Source organism: Dongia deserti (genome assembly GCF_003574735.1).
Taxonomy (GTDB): domain Bacteria; phylum Pseudomonadota; class Alphaproteobacteria; order Dongiales; family Dongiaceae; genus Dongia_A; species Dongia_A deserti.
In genome coordinates, this window is sequence record NZ_QORW01000007.1 from 210,327 (window position 1) to 224,621 (window position 14,295).

General features: G+C 63.9%; 13 protein-coding genes. 11 read left to right on the top strand and 2 right to left on the bottom strand.

What is annotated here, in order from left to right; translation table 11 throughout:
• The first annotated feature begins 86 nt into the window (after positions 1-86).
• Entirely contained in the window at positions 87-3,293 is a 3,207-nt protein-coding gene (locus DTX69_RS13040) for a YhdP family protein (RefSeq protein WP_119301975.1), read from the top strand.
• Between the two features lie 8 nt (positions 3,294-3,301).
• On the opposite strand, the gene tyrS is transcribed toward DTX69_RS13040, so the two are convergent.
• Positions 3,302-4,555 (bottom strand): tyrosine--tRNA ligase, encoded by a 1,254-nt coding sequence (tyrS, locus tag DTX69_RS13045; RefSeq protein WP_119301976.1) that lies wholly within the window; start codon positions 4,553-4,555, stop codon positions 3,302-3,304.
• Between the two features lie 84 nt (positions 4,556-4,639).
• On the opposite strand from tyrS, the gene DTX69_RS13050 reads away from it, so the two are divergent.
• Positions 4,640-5,740 (top strand): anhydro-N-acetylmuramic acid kinase, encoded by a 1,101-nt coding sequence (locus DTX69_RS13050; protein WP_119301977.1) that lies wholly within the window; start codon positions 4,640-4,642, stop codon positions 5,738-5,740.
• Positions 5,741-5,813: 73 nt separating this feature from the next.
• Positions 5,814-6,194 carry a VOC family protein gene (locus DTX69_RS13055; RefSeq protein WP_119301978.1) on the top strand — a complete coding sequence of 127 codons (381 nt, stop codon included), beginning with the start codon at positions 5,814-5,816 and terminating at the stop codon, positions 6,192-6,194.
• On the opposite strand, the gene DTX69_RS13060 is transcribed toward DTX69_RS13055, so the two are convergent.
• The gene (locus DTX69_RS13060; RefSeq protein WP_119301979.1) at positions 6,191-6,859 is read right to left on the bottom strand and encodes an alpha/beta hydrolase; all 669 of its coding nucleotides are present in this window, start codon (positions 6,857-6,859) and stop codon (positions 6,191-6,193) included. The two genes, DTX69_RS13055 and DTX69_RS13060, sit on opposite strands and share 4 nt — an antisense overlap.
• A 210-nt stretch (positions 6,860-7,069) precedes the next feature.
• Here DTX69_RS13060 and cysE point away from each other — a divergent pair, with 210 nt between their 5' ends.
• From cysE to hscA, 8 genes are read left to right on the top strand one after another with little or no spacing between them, the layout of a single operon-like run.
• Positions 7,070-7,831 carry a serine O-acetyltransferase gene (gene cysE, locus DTX69_RS13065; RefSeq protein WP_119302083.1) on the top strand — a complete coding sequence of 254 codons (762 nt, stop codon included), beginning with the start codon at positions 7,070-7,072 and terminating at the stop codon, positions 7,829-7,831.
• Between the two features lie 36 nt (positions 7,832-7,867).
• On the top strand, positions 7,868-8,386 hold the full coding sequence (locus tag DTX69_RS13070; RefSeq protein ID WP_119302084.1) for an Rrf2 family transcriptional regulator: 519 nt from the start codon (positions 7,868-7,870) through the stop codon (positions 8,384-8,386).
• 38 nt (positions 8,387-8,424) lie between these two features.
• Positions 8,425-9,552: a cysteine desulfurase family protein gene (locus DTX69_RS13075; RefSeq protein ID WP_119301980.1), complete on the top strand. Its 1,128-nt coding sequence runs from the start codon at positions 8,425-8,427 to the stop codon at positions 9,550-9,552.
• 18 nt (positions 9,553-9,570) lie between these two features.
• Positions 9,571-10,830 (top strand): IscS subfamily cysteine desulfurase, encoded by a 1,260-nt coding sequence (locus DTX69_RS13080; protein ID WP_284735737.1) that lies wholly within the window; start codon positions 9,571-9,573, stop codon positions 10,828-10,830.
• Between the two features lie 36 nt (positions 10,831-10,866).
• The gene (iscU, locus tag DTX69_RS13085; protein WP_119301982.1) at positions 10,867-11,274 is read left to right on the top strand and encodes a Fe-S cluster assembly scaffold IscU; all 408 of its coding nucleotides are present in this window, start codon (positions 10,867-10,869) and stop codon (positions 11,272-11,274) included.
• A 1-nt stretch (position 11,275) separates the two neighbouring features.
• A complete protein-coding gene (locus DTX69_RS13090) occupies positions 11,276-11,698 on the top strand; it encodes a HesB/IscA family protein (protein WP_407643982.1) in 423 nt (140 codons plus the stop codon).
• A gap of 12 nt (positions 11,699-11,710) precedes the next feature.
• Positions 11,711-12,361: a Fe-S protein assembly co-chaperone HscB gene (hscB, locus tag DTX69_RS13095; protein WP_119301984.1), complete on the top strand. Its 651-nt coding sequence runs from the start codon at positions 11,711-11,713 to the stop codon at positions 12,359-12,361.
• Positions 12,358-14,289 (top strand): Fe-S protein assembly chaperone HscA, encoded by a 1,932-nt coding sequence (hscA, locus tag DTX69_RS13100; RefSeq protein WP_119301985.1) that lies wholly within the window; start codon positions 12,358-12,360, stop codon positions 14,287-14,289. Before hscB ends, hscA begins: the two co-directional genes overlap by 4 nt.
• The last annotated feature ends 6 nt before the right edge of the window (positions 14,290-14,295 follow it).

The window sequence follows — 14,295 nt, forward strand, 5'->3', positions numbered from 1 at the left end:
GTGAACAGGGCTCGTTGGGCCCGCAGACTGCGGCATGCGACGACGGGGGTCAAGCCAAGCGCCGCTCTCCTGCTGCGAGGCGCGCGATGATCGTGCGCGTCAGCAAGATCATGCTGGAGGTGCTCGGCGCCCTGCTCGCCGGCGTCGCGATCATCGCGGGCTTCATCGCCTACCGGTTGGCCTATGAGGGTCCGATCCATCTCAGTTTCCTGAAGCCGTATGTGGAAGAGGCGCTGAACCGCCCGGAGGCGGATTTCCAGTTCGTGATTCAGGATACGGTGCTGGCCTGGGCCGGGTGGGAGCGCACGCTCGACATCCGCGGGGTGGGCGTCCAGATCAAGGATTCCACCGGCCAGGATCTGGCCTCGGTTCCCGAAATCGGCTTTGGCCTGAGCGGAACGGCCTTGTTCCGCGGCCTGGTGGCGCCGTCGCGGATCGAGTTGTTCCGCCCCGATCTCACGCTTGTGCGCAACGAGGATGGCGACTTTCAATTCGGGGCAAAGCTGATCTCGGGCACCGAGGGTACCGGTGCCGCCACTACCACGTCGCAATCCGGCCTGGTCAGCGCCCTGGTGCGGGAGCTGCTGGAGGCACCCGACCCCGGCAAGCGCACGGGATACCTCACCGAAGCAGCGATCTATTCCGGCACCATCAGCATCGATGACCGCCATGCCGGCAATGTCTGGAAGGCGGAGAATGTCGAAATCAACTTGGCGCGCGGCGACCGCGGTCTCGCAGGCAGCTTCAGGGTCAACGTTCCGCAGTTCGGAGACCCGGCGCGGCTCAGCGGCAACGTATTCCTTCCCTCGGGCGGCGACCGGTTCGAAATCGACGCTCGGCTGCAGCGTTTCGCGGCACCATCGATCGGCTTGATAGAGACCGGCCTTGCGATCCTCGCCAATGCCAACGTCTTTCTCGAAGGCGAGGCACAGACCACTATTTCCATGACGGGCAAGGTGGGCCTCACGGAATTCTCGCTGACCGGCAGCGATGGCGAACTAGCCCTGCCCGAGATCATGAAAGCGCCGCTGCCGATCAAGACGCTGGCGGCGAAAGGACGCGTCGACCCGGACCAGGATCTGATTGTGCTCGACCGCTTGGCGCTCGACATCGATGGGCCGACCTTCGAACTGAGCGGCCAGGGCGATGGCTTCCTGAGTGGCCGCGCGACAGATGACGGCGCGCCGGTGTTGACCGCGACCCTGAACGGCACTGGCATCGACTGGCAAAAGGTCGACGGCTGGTGGCCCGAGACGGTCGCCAGCGATGCGCGTGGCTGGCTCATCCCCAACATCACCACCGGCATCGTCGAGGATCTCGAGGCCAAGACCAAGATCCGCTTCCCACAAGGCGAGAAACCATCAGCGGCGGTGGAGGAGCTCGGGGGTACGTTCAAGGCGCATGATTTGACGGTGCACTATCTGCGCCCGATGCCGCCGATCGAGCATGGCGTCGCGACAGCAAGCTTCGATGCCACGAAGTTCACGGCCAAGATTCAGGGCGGCGGCGTCGGTCAGATCAAGCTCGGCCAGGGCGACCTGCTGATCACCGGTCTCGATCAGGAGGACCAGTTCATCAGCGTCGGCGGTAATATCACCAGTCCGATGAAGGATGCGCTGGCGCTGCTGGACCACAAGCGTCTCGGGTACACCTCCAAGCTGGGCTTGAAGCCGGAGAACGCCTCCGGTGATGCGGCAACCCATATTCAGTTCGATTTTCCAGCGGAGAAGGATCTCACCTTCGCCCAAGTGAAGATCGGCGTCAGCGCCACCATGAGCAATGTCGGCCTGAAAAAGGCGATGTTCGAGCAGAACGTAACCGATGGCAACCTCGAGCTCGCGCTGACCCAGAACGGCATGCGCATCAGCGGGCCGCTGAAGTTCGGCGGCATTCCGCTTGATCTGCAATGGCTCGAGAACTTCTACGACGGTGCTCCGTTCGACCAGCAGATCCGCGCCGTCGGCACCGTCAATGCGGAGCAGCGCGCCGCCTTCGGGTACGACACGCGGCCTTTCTTCGACGGTCCCAGCCTGACGGACCTCACTTACATCAGCTATCCCGACGGTCGCGGCCGGATTGACGTTACCTTCGACCTGACCCAGTCCGCCTTGGCTTTCGACTTTGCGAAATGGTCGAAGCCAGCCGGCGAGCCGGGGCGAGGCAAGCTGGCGGTGGAAATGCGCGACAAGCGGATTCGGAGCATTCCGCTGTTCGACGTCACGGCCGGCAATCTCAAGACTGCGGGCAAGATCGATTTCGACCAGAGCGGCACGCCCACCAAGGTCGCGATGCCGAGCCTGAAATACGGCCGGAACGCCCTCAGCAACGTTGGCGTGGCCTTCAAGGGCGACCTGATCGAGGTCGGGATCGGCGGCGGCGACGTCGACGTCGAGCCGTGGATGGATAACGATGAGCCGCCGAAAGATGACGCCACCTTGGCGCGCGAGGAGAACGAGCCACAGCGTCCATTCCGCTTGGCCGCTCCGTCCTTGAACTCGGTGCGCATCGGCGAAGGCCGGGTATTGCAGAACGTGAAGGTCGAGCTCTACCACGATCCGATGTGGTGGGACGTGATCGATGTGTCAGCCACCCTGCCCGGCGGCGCGCCGATGACCCTCGTCTATCGGCCTGGTGAGCCGGGGTCCGGCAAACACCACCTGTCGGCCGAGACGACCGATGCCGGAGCGGCGCTGCGCGCGCTCGACATCTATGATTCCATCAAGGGCGGAACGCTCAAGATCACCGGCGAGGTGAAGGATGATGAGCCGCGGCGGCCGTTGCGCGGCCGGATGGAGTCGAGCTCGTTTCGGCTGCTCAATACGCCGTTCTTCGTGCGATTTCTCTCAGTGGCGGCGCTGACCGGACTAATTGATGTGCTGAGCGGCGAAGGCTTCTATTTCGACGGCGCGAGCGCGCGCTTCACCAAGACCATGGGCACGATCGAGGTCCGGAAATTCCGCAGCGCGGGCCCATCCATCGGTCTTACCTCCAATGGCAAGATCGATCTTGATCGGCAGAAGATCGACCTCGAAGGCGTGATCGTGCCCGCCTACGCGATCAACAGCATTCTTGGAAACATCCCGATCCTCGGCAATATCCTGCAAGGCGGGCCAGGCGAGGGCCTGTTCTCCGCATCCTACAAGATCATCGGCGATCTGCCGGAGCCGAAAATCGACGTCAATCCATGGACGGCGCTCGCTCCCGGCTTCCTGCGCGACATCTTCACTGGAGATATCGACGCAGGCCAAGGCGGCGCTGCGCCGCCCAAGCCGCCGACCGGCAGCCACAAATAGCCGCGATCCTATTTGGCGCGCAGCACCGCGTGCTTCTTCTTGCCGAAGGATAGCTTCAGCACCCCATCGGAATCGAGATCGGCGATGCTGATCTTGCGGTTCTCGTCCTCGATCACCGCGTCGTTCAGGCGCGCGCCGCCGCCCTTGATCAGGCGCCGTGCTTCGCCATTGCTGGCGGCCAGCCCGCAGCGCCGCAGCAGCTCGTATGCCGGAATGCCGGTTTCGAGCTCGGCGCGGTCGATCTCAAGCACTGGCAGATCCTGACCGAGGCCTCCTTCCACGAAGGTGCGGCGCGCCGTCTCCGCCGCATTACGCGCGGCCGCGGCTCCGTGACACAGCGTCGTCGCTTCGTTGGCGAGCGCGATCTTGGCGTCGTTGATCTCCGCACCCTGGAGCTTTTCCAGCCGGGCGATCTCATCCATCGGAACGTCGGTGAACAGCTTCAGGAAGCGGCCGACATCGGCGTCTTCCGTGTTGCGCCAATATTGCCAGTAGTCGTACGGGCTGAGGCGATTTGGATTGAGCCACACCGCGCCGGCCGCCGTCTTGCCCATCTTGGCACCGGACGCCGTGGTGATGAGCGGTGCGGTGAGGCCGAACAGCTCCCTGTTGTCGATGCGGCGACCGAGCTCGGTGCCGTTCACGATGTTGCCCCATTGATCGGAGCCGCCCATCTGCAGACGGCAATCATGCCGGCGCGCCAGCTCCAGGAAATCGTAGGCCTGCAGGATCATGTAGTTGAATTCGAGGAAGCTCAGCGGCTGCTCGCGTTCGAGGCGCAGCTTCACGGAATCGAAGCTCAACATGCGATTGACCGAGAAGTAGCGGCCATAATCGCGCAGGAACTCGATGTAGTTCAGCGTGTCCAACCAATCGGCGTTATTGACCATGAGCGCGTCGGTCGTGCCGTTGCCGAACGTGAGATAACCCGTGAAGCTGTCCCGGATGCTCTCGAGGTTCTTGTTGATGTCATCGACCGTCATCAGCCTTCGGCTCTCGTCCCGTCCGGACGGATCGCCAATCTTGGTCGTGCCGCCGCCCATCAGCGCGATGGGCTTGTGCCCGGTCTGCTGCAGCCGCCGCAGGAGCATGATTTGCACCATGCTGCCGACATGGAGGCTATCGGCGGTCGCGTCGAACCCGATGTAAGCTGCGACCGACTGCTTCGCCATCAGGGCGTCCAACCCTTCCCAGTCGGTGCATTGGTGGAGATAGCCCCGCTCCAGGATGACTTTCAGGAATTCAGATTTCGGCGTGGACATGATCTAACGGCGGTTCTGCAGCTTTGCTTTCGGTGGGCGGTGATGTAACACATCGGTGGGAAGGGCGTAAACCGGCGGGATTCCATGGATTCCAAGGCAAGAGCGGAGGGGGCCGTGTGGGCGATCGGCCTGATGAGCGGCACCTCGTGTGACGGCATTGACGCCGCCTTGATCCATACCGACGGCACGTCGATCGACGATTTCGGGGCGACCCTGACGCTGTCCTATGACGGCGCCTTCCGCGCGCGATTGCAATCCTGCTTCGGCGGCAAAGGGCCGGTTGCGGCGGTTGAACGCGAGCTGACGGAACGCCACGCCGAGGCGGTGCGGCAGCTCCTGGCACTCGCGAAACGCCAGCCTTCGGAGATCGCAGTCGTCGGCTTTCACGGGCAGACCATTCATCATGCGCCGGCCCATAGGCAGACAGTGCAGATCGGCGATGGCGCACTGCTGGCGAAGCTCAGCGGCATCGACGTGGTGAACGACTTCCGTAGCGCTGATGTGCAGGCGGGCGGGCAGGGTGCGCCCCTGGCCCCGGTCTATCATCTGGCGCGCGCGCAGGGGCTTGCCAAGCCGATTGCCGTGCTCAATCTGGGCGGTGTCGGCAACGTGACCTGGATCGGCGATGACGGAATGCTGCTGGCGTTCGACACGGGACCAGCCAACGCGCTGCTGGACGACTGGGCGTTGCGCCACACCGGCAAGCCTGTCGATGTCGGCGGCACGCTCGCGGCCGGCGGCCGCCCATCCGACGCTGCTCTGGCGAAGCTCAAATCCGATCCCTATTTCGCGCTGCCTGCGCCGAAGTCGCTCGATCGGCAGCACTTCAAGGCGCTCGCCGATGCGGCCTTGAGCGGCCTCGGCGCCGCCGATGGTGCCGCGACCTTGGTTGCCTTCACTGCCTGGTCAGCCGCTGAAGCGACGCGCGTATTTCCGGCGCAGCCACGGGAATGGCTGGTGTGTGGCGGCGGCCGCCATAACCCCGCGATCATGCAGGCGTTACGCGCATTCTTGCCCTGCCCCGTGCGCTCGGTCGACGAGATAAGTTGGGACGGCGATGCGCTGGAAGCCCAGGCCTTCGCCTTCATGGCGGTACGCTCGCTGCGCGGTCTTCCGCTCAGCTTTCCCGGCACAACCGGCGTGCCAAAGCCGATGCCAGGCGGCAAGCTCCATCGAGGGGCTTAGTCTCTCCTTGTAACGAGGGGCATGCGCACCAGGTATTGATTCGAGAGCGCTTTTCAGGGGAGGACCATTCACCATGGCCGTCCGGCTGAACCACACCATCGTTGCCGCGCGCGACCGCGACGCCTCAGCGGGATTCCTCACCGAGATACTGGGGCTCCCGGCGCCCACGCGTTTCGGCCCCTTCGCCGTGGTACAGCTTGGCGACACATCGCTCGACTTCATGGAATCGCGTGGCGAGATCGCGTCCCAACACTATGCGTTCCTTGCGAGCGAGCAGGAGTTCGACGAGATCTTCGGACGCATTCGGATGCTCGGGCTCGCCTATTGGGCCGATCCCTATCGACAGAAGCGCGGCGAGATCAACAGCTGGGACGGCGGACGCGGCGTCTACTTCGAAGATCCCAACGGGCACCTGTTGGAGGTCATTACGCGGCCGTACGGCACCGATGACTAACGTGAGGCGCGGATCTTCGCTGCCGTCTCCGGAATCGCGGTGGTCAGGTAATCGTCAACAGTCTTGCTGAGCTGATCGAGATGCTCGGTGTAGAAGTGCGTCGCGCCAGGAATGATCTGGTAGGTGATCTTGATCCCCCGCTGATGGCTGAGCTTGGCGACCAACTTGGCGACTGCGTCCTGCGGCACCACCGTATCCTGATCACCCTGGACGACGAGGCCTGAGGACGGGCAGGGAGCCAGGAAGCTGAAATCGTAGATGTTGGCCGGCGGCGAGACCGAGATGAAGCCGCTGATCTCCGGCCGGCGCATCAGGAGCTGCATGCCGATCCAGGCGCCGAACGAAAAGCCCGCGATCCAGCATTGCGGCGCATTGGGGTTCCAGGTTTGCAGCCAATCGAGGGCCGCCGCCGCGTCGCTCAATTCCCCCTCGCCGCGGTCAAACTTGCCCTGGGAGCGGCCGACCCCGCGAAAGTTGAAGCGCAGGACGGAAAAACCCTTCCGCTGGAAACACTGATAGAGCTGGTAGACCACCTTATTATTCATGGTCCCGCCATGCTGCGGATGCGGATGGAGCAGCAGAGCGATGGGAGAATTCGGCTCACCGTTCTGGTTGTAGCGGCCTTCCAGCCGGCCCTCTGGGCCATTCATGATCACTTCAGGCATAGAGGGGGGCTCCGGAAAGTCCGCTTATCCAAGAATGGGACATGGTTATTTTAGACGCCCCGGCAATGGATTGCGGGGCATAAACTTGACTGGGGTAGTGGGACATACTATATCGACTGCGAGAGCGCTCTTTGCCGCGACCTGTGCCGCTAAAGTTGACTAGCTCAGTCAATTAAGGGCAGCGGGGCGGTAGTAAACACGATGGCCGCCATGAATTTCAAGCATTTCGCTGAGGACATCGATTCGATCATCGCGCGCGATCCGGCCGCAAAGTCGCGTCTGGAAGTGGCGTTAACCTATCCAGGATTCCATGCGGTCCTGACCCATCGCCTGTCCCATGCCCTTTACATGCGCGGTTGGCACGTGCTGGCGCGATTTATTTCCCAAACCGCGCGGTGGCTGACTGGGATCGAGATCCACCCGGGCGCGACCATTGGTCGCCGGCTGTTCATCGATCACGGCATGGGGACGGTAATCGGCGAGACCGCCGAGATCGGCGACGACGTCACCATGTATCAGGACATCACCCTGGGCGGGACCTCGCCCTCGGTGAATTCCGCAGCCCAGAAGAACAAGAAGCGCCACCCGACCCTGAGTGATCGCGTAATCGTCGGCGCCGGCGCTCAGGTTCTGGGTGCCATCACGGTCGGTGCGGGCGCCAAGGTCGGCGCCAACGCGGTGGTCGTGAATGACGTGCCTGCTGGCGCCATGGTGGTCGGCATCCCGGCCAGGATCGCGGCGCCGCGCGGGGCTGATGCGGGCGATTTCGCGGCCTATGGCCTGCCGAACGGCGTACTGCCCGATCCAGTCGCGCGGGCGATCGAGAGCCTGATCGAACAGGTCAATCGGCTGCAGGGGCGTGTCGCGATGTTGGAAGGCGAGCTGAACGGCAAGGTGGTTCAGCCGGGCGCCGATACGAGACTAGGGGCGGAGAGTGATGAAGCGAGGCGGTCTGACGTCGCGGCGGAATGAGCGCCGGGCCTGGCCCGAATGTGATGGAGGTTGGTCGTGAGATTGAGCACCAAAGGACGTTATGCGGTTATGGCCCTGGTTGACTTGGCGTCGCACAGCAATGGCCGCCCAGTGGCGCTGGCGGATATCTCGCAGCGGCAGGAAATCTCGCTCTCTTACCTGGAGCAGCTCTTCGCCAAGTTGCGGCGCAACGGCCTGGTGAAGAGCGTGCGCGGCCCGGGCGGCGGTTACCTGCTTGCACGCAGTGCGGAGGATACGCGGATTTCCGACGCCATCATGGCGGTGGATGAGCCGATCCGCGCCACCCGGTGCAAGCCGAACACCGGGTCGGGCTGCCAGAGTGACAAGAGCCGCTGCCTCACCCACGACCTGTGGGAGGAGCTGACGCATCAGATCCACCTGTTCCTGAGCTCGGTTTCGCTCGCGGACGTGGTGAACCGGCGCATTCTCGGCAAATCGCAGCTGGGTCAGCCGCTGGAGACCGACGGCGCGACGCCGGCGCCGGTCAACGATTCGGCCAGCGAGCCGGTGCGCACGACCGTGGCAGCAGAGTAAGGCCAACTTTTAAATCGACCGTCATTAAATCAACCGTCATGAGCAACGCGATCTATATGGATGCGAATGCGACCACGCTGCCCAGCGCCTCGGCGCTGGCGGCGATGGAAGTGGCGTTGCGCACGGCCGGCAATCCATCGTCGGTCCATGGCTTCGGCCGCGCGACGCGCGCGCTGGTCGATCGCGCGCGTGCCCAGGTCGCTCAGCTCGTCGCTGCGAAAGCGGAGAACGTGATCTTCGTCTCGAGCGGAACCGAGGCCAACAATCTGGCTTTGGCAAGCGGCGGGGGCCGGCCGCTGATCGTCTCCGGCATCGAGCATGATTCGGTGCTGAAGCCGGCTCAGCTCGCCGGTGCACGCGTTCTGCAGGTACGGCGCACCGGACAGGTCGATCTCGATGATCTCGCGGCTGCGCTACGTGAAACAGGGCGGCCCGCGTTCGTGTCGATCATGCTGGCGAACAACGAGACCGGCGTGATCCAGCCGGTGCGTGAGGCTGCGGATCTGGTGCATGAAGCCGGCGGCCTGCTGCATTGCGACGCATCGCAGGCGCCAGGCCGCATTGCTCTTGATCTGAGCGCGCTGGGTGCTGACCTCTTGAGTCTGTCGGCCCACAAGATGGGCGGCGCCTTGGGTGCCGGCGCTCTGGTGTTGAAGCGTGACATCGCGGTCAATCCGATCTTGCTCGGTGGTGGCCAGGAAAGATTCCGGCGCGCCGGAACGGAGAACGTTCCAGCCATCGCAGGCTTTGGCGCCGCGGCGGAGGAAGCGCGGACCGCCGTTCATGCGACGCGGCTCGCGGCTTTGCGAGATCGGCTCGAATCGAAGCTTGCCGGCGTCGACATAGCGATCATCGGCGGTGAGGCGCCACGTCTGCCGAACACATCGTGCATCGTCGTTGCCGGCAAATCGAGCGAAACGCTGGTGATGGCGCTGGATCTCGCGGGGTTTGCGGTCAGTGCGGGCTCTGCCTGCTCATCCGGCAAGGTCCGGCCGAGCCACGTGGCGCTCGCGATGGGCTACGGTGAAGAGGTCGCGCGCTCCGCGATCCGCATCAGCCTCGGCTGGTGGAACAGCGAGTCGGAAATCGACCTGCTTGCGACGCGGTTGGCTGATTTCGCCGGCCGGAAGGTTCATACGCTGCCGGACATGCAGCCGGCAGCCTGATGTAAAGGTGCGCATGACATGAGTTCATTGCAGGATATGAAGATCGCGACCGAAGGCCAGAACCGTCCGAAGACGCCGATCTATCTGGATTATCAGGCGACGACGCCGACCGATCCGCGCGTGGTGGAAGCGATGCTGCCTTATTTCACCACCTATTTCGGCAATCCGCATTCGCGCAACCACGCCTACGGCTGGGATGCGGAGAAAGCGGTCGAGAAGGCGCGCGCGCAGGTTGCTTCCATCATCGGCGCGGACGAGAAGGAGATCATCTTCACTTCCGGCGCGACGGAATCGAACAACCTCGCGCTCAAGGGCGTCGCGCATTTCCACAAGGGCAAGAAGAATCATGTCATCACCGTGGTAACCGAGCACAAATGCGTGCTCGATTCCTGCCGGCATCTTGAGCTGGAGGGCTTCGAGGTCACCTATCTGCCGGTGCAGAAGAACGGCCTCATCGACCTGGAACAGTTGAAGGCGACAATCCGGCCGGACACCTGCATCGTCTCTGTGATGGCGGTGAATAACGAGATCGGCGTGATCCAGCCGCTGGCGGAGATCGGCAAGATCTGCCGCGCGGCCAAGGTCTATTTCCATACCGACGCGGCGCAGGCAGTGGGCAAGATCCCGCTCAACGTCGAGGAGATGAACATCGATTTGATGTCGATCTCCGGCCACAAGATCTACGGGCCCAAGGGCCTCGGCGCCCTTTATGTCCGCCGCAAGCCGCGCGTGCGCCTCGAGGCGCTGATCCATGGCGGCGGCCAGGAACGCGGCATGCGCTCCGGTACGCTGCCGACGCCGCTATGCGTGGGCCTGGGTGAAGCCTGCGCCATCGCGCAGCGTGAAATGGGCGCGGAGGCGGAGCGGCTAAAGACGCTGCGCGACCGCATGTATAACAAGATCAGAGAACAGCTGCCGGAGGTGTATCTCAACGGCGATCTCGACAGCCGCATTCCGGGCAATCTCAATCTCTCCTTCGCCTATGTGGAAGGCGAGGGGCTGATGATGGGCGTCAAGGATATCGCGGTCTCGTCGGGCTCGGCCTGCACCTCGGCGTCGCTGGAGCCGTCCTACGTGCTGCGCGCGCTGGGCGTCGAGGAGGAGTTGGCACACACCTCGCTGCGCATCGGGCTCGGCCGCTTCACCAGCGAGCAGGACGTCGACTATGCCGTCGAACATATCGTGCAGGCGGTGCAGCGTTTGCGGTCCATGAGCCCGCTGTGGGAGATGGCGCAGGAAGGGATCGATATCAAATCGATCCAGTGGGCAGAGCATTGAGCTTCGACCATTGCGATCGAATTCAGGAGAGCACACATGTCGTATAGCGAGAAACTGATCGAACACTACGAGAACCCGCGCAATGTCGGCGCGCTGGACAAGAGCGACACCAGCGTCGGCACCGGCCTCGTGGGAGCTCCGGCCTGCGGCGACGTCATGAAGCTGCAGATCAAGGTCGGTGCCGATGGCCGCATCGAGGATGCGAAGTTCAAGACCTTCGGCTGCGGGTCGGCGATCGCCTCGTCCTCGCTCGCGACAGAGTGGGTGAAGGGCAAGACTCTGGACGAGGCCGAGCAGATCAAGAACACCATGATCGCGCAGCATCTGTCGCTGCCGCCGGTGAAGATCCATTGCTCGGTGCTGGCTGAGGACGCAATCAAGGCAGCGATTCGCGACTATCGCGAGAAGCATGGCGAGAAGCCAGCCGAACAGGCTGCGGAGTAACATGAGGATTATGGACACCGGCACCAACATTTCGGACAACGCATCCCCCGTTGCCGCGCAAGACGTTAAGCCGAAGCGCGTACCACGCGCGCGGCCGGCGGCGATCAACCTGACGCCGGCTGCTGTCGCGCGCGTCAAGGCACTGCTGGAAAAACGAGGCAAGCCGTCCGCCGGCGTCCGCATCGGCGTGAAGACCAAGGGCTGCTCCGGCCTCAGTTACACGCTGGAATTCGCGGACGAGAAGGGGCCGATGGATGAAGTGGTGCAGCAGGATGGCGTGACGATCCTGATCGACCCGAAGGCGACCTTGTTCATCCTGGGCACCGAGATGGATTACATTGAAGAGAAGATCCAGTCCGGCTTCGTCTTCAAGAATCCCAACGAGAAGGGCCGCTGCGGCTGTGGCGAATCCTTCCACGTCTGATGTGGCATAACGATGCCGACTCAAGCGGACGACACGCGCGCCGCGCGCGCTGGCTTTGTTTCGTGCTGGTCCTGCAAGGGACCGGTGGCGGCGCAGGCCCTGTTCTGCCACACTTGCGGGGCGATTCAGCCGCCGACGCAGCTTGACCATTTCCGGCGGCTCGGCCTCGAGCCGGCATTCGACGTCGACCTCGACGTGGCCGAAAAGCGCTATCTCGGCTTCCAGCGCGCCATCCATCCCGACCGTTTCGCCTCTAAGCCGGCCAAGGAGCGGGCCTTCGCGGAAGCGCAGGCCGTCGCGCTTAATCAGGCCTACGAGACGCTCAAGGACCCGCTGCGCCGTGCCGCTTATCTGCTGAAGCTCAATGGCATCGAAGCGTCCGTTTCCAGGGACGAAACAGTGCGCGATCCCGAACTGTTGATGGAAGCGATGGAGGCCCGCGAAGCCCTGATGGAGGCAACCAGCCTCGAGAAGGTGGAGAAGCTGCAGGCCAAGGCCGGTGCCGACGCCATCGCCATCCTGGCCGATCTCTCCAAGGCCTTCGCGAGCGACGATTTGAAAGCGGCGAACCGATTGGCCACACGGCTGAAGTATCTGCGCAAGTATCTCGACGAGACGCGCGCGCGCCGCATCGCGCTGGAGCAGGCGGAAGGGACCGCATGACCGCTCTTCTGCAGATCCACGAGCCGGGCGAGACGCCGGAACCGCACGCCGAGGAGCGCGGCATCGCCATCGGCATCGACCTCGGCACCACCAATTCCGTGGTCGCCGTGGTGGATGGAGAGCAGCCGGAAGTGCTGCGCGATGCGCATGGCGACGGTCTCATCCCTTCGGTGGTCGCGCTGATGCAGGATGGCGTGATCGTCGGGCGCGAGGCGCAGGACCTGCGCGCCAAGCACCCGGATCGCGTGGTGAGTTCGATCAAGCGCCTGATGGGCCGCGGCGTGCACGACGTGAAGGCGCTGGCGGGCGTGCTGCCCTACAAGATCGCAGCCAGCGGCGATTCCGTCGGCATGGTGCGGCTGGAAGTGGCCGGCCGATCGGTGACGCCGATCGAGATCTCGGCCGAGATTCTGAAGGCGGTGAAGGCGCGCGCCGAACAATCGCTCGGCCAGGATGTCATCAAGGCGGTCGTGACGGTGCCGGCCTATTTCGACGATGCTGCGCGCAGCGCCACCAAGGATGCGGCGAAGCTCGCTGGCCTCGACGTGTTGCGCCTGGTGAACGAACCGACCGCCGCCGCGCTGGCCTATGGCCTCGATAGCGGCGCGGAAGGCGTCTACGCGATCTACGATCTGGGCGGCGGCACCTTCGACATTTCCCTGCTGCGCCTGCAGAAGGGCGTCTTCCAGGTACTGGCGACCGGCGGCGATTCCGCCCTCGGCGGCGATGATTTCGATCATGTGCTGGCCGAACGGGCCATCGCCACGAGCGGGCTCGAAAATCTCAACGAAGCCGGCGCTGCTGCCTTGCTGCTTGCCGCACGCGCAGCCAAGGAGCAGCTGACACAACAGGACCGCGTGAAGCTCACCGCGGAGATCGGCGGCAAGAAGATCGATGTCACCATCTCGCGCCGAGAGTTCGAGGCGCTGATCGATTCTCTGGTCCAGCGTACCGTACGCGCCTGCCGCCAAGTGCTGGATGACGCGCGGATCACGCCGAAGGAGATCCAGGGCGTCGTGCTGGTGGGCGGCTCGACGCGCGTGCCACTGGTCCGCCGGCGCGTCGAGGAGTTCTTCGGACGCGCGCCTCTGGCCGACATCGATCCGGACGAAGTGGTCGCAGTTGGCGCCGCGTTGCAAGCGAAGGCGCTGACTCGCGGCAGCGACACGCTGCTGCTCGACGTCATTCCGCTTTCTCTCGGCATTGAGACCATGGGCGGCATCGTCGAGAAGGTGATCGACCGCAACACACCCATCCCGGTCGCCAAGGCCCAGGACTTCACCACCTATCAGGACGGCCAGACCGGCATGCTGATCCACGTGGTGCAGGGCGAGCGCGAGACCGTCGATGCCTGCCGCTCCCTCGGCCGGTTCGAGCTGCTCGGCATTCCGCCGATGGTGGCCGGTGCCGCGCGCATCCAGGTCACCTTCGCGGTCGATGCCGACGGGCTGCTCACCGTCTCGGCAATGGAAAAGACAACCGGCATTCGAGCTGAAATTGCGGTGAAGCCGAGCTATGGCCTGACCGACGCCGAGATGGCGGACATGCTGCGGGACAGCTTGGTCCACGCGCGTGAGGATATGGAGCAGCGCCTGCTGATCGAGGCGCGGGTCGAGGCGGAACGGGTGCTGCTGGCGCTGGACGCCGCGCTGGCGGCCGATGGCGCGCTGCTGTCGGAGGAGGAGCGGGCCGCGATCGATTCCGCAATCGCTAAGCTTCGCCAAGCCATAAGGGGCGAGGAGCGCGATCTCATCAATGCGGCGGTGGATGGGCTGGATCACGCGACCCACGCCTTTGCCCAGCGCCGGATGGATCGGGCCGTGGCCCAGGCGCTGAAAGGCCATTCCCTTGACGAGATCGAGGCGAGTATGGCAACTGACCCGGCCCCGGGCGGGGGCCGGACCGGGCGCCCTGGCGCGGCTGATTGAAATTGC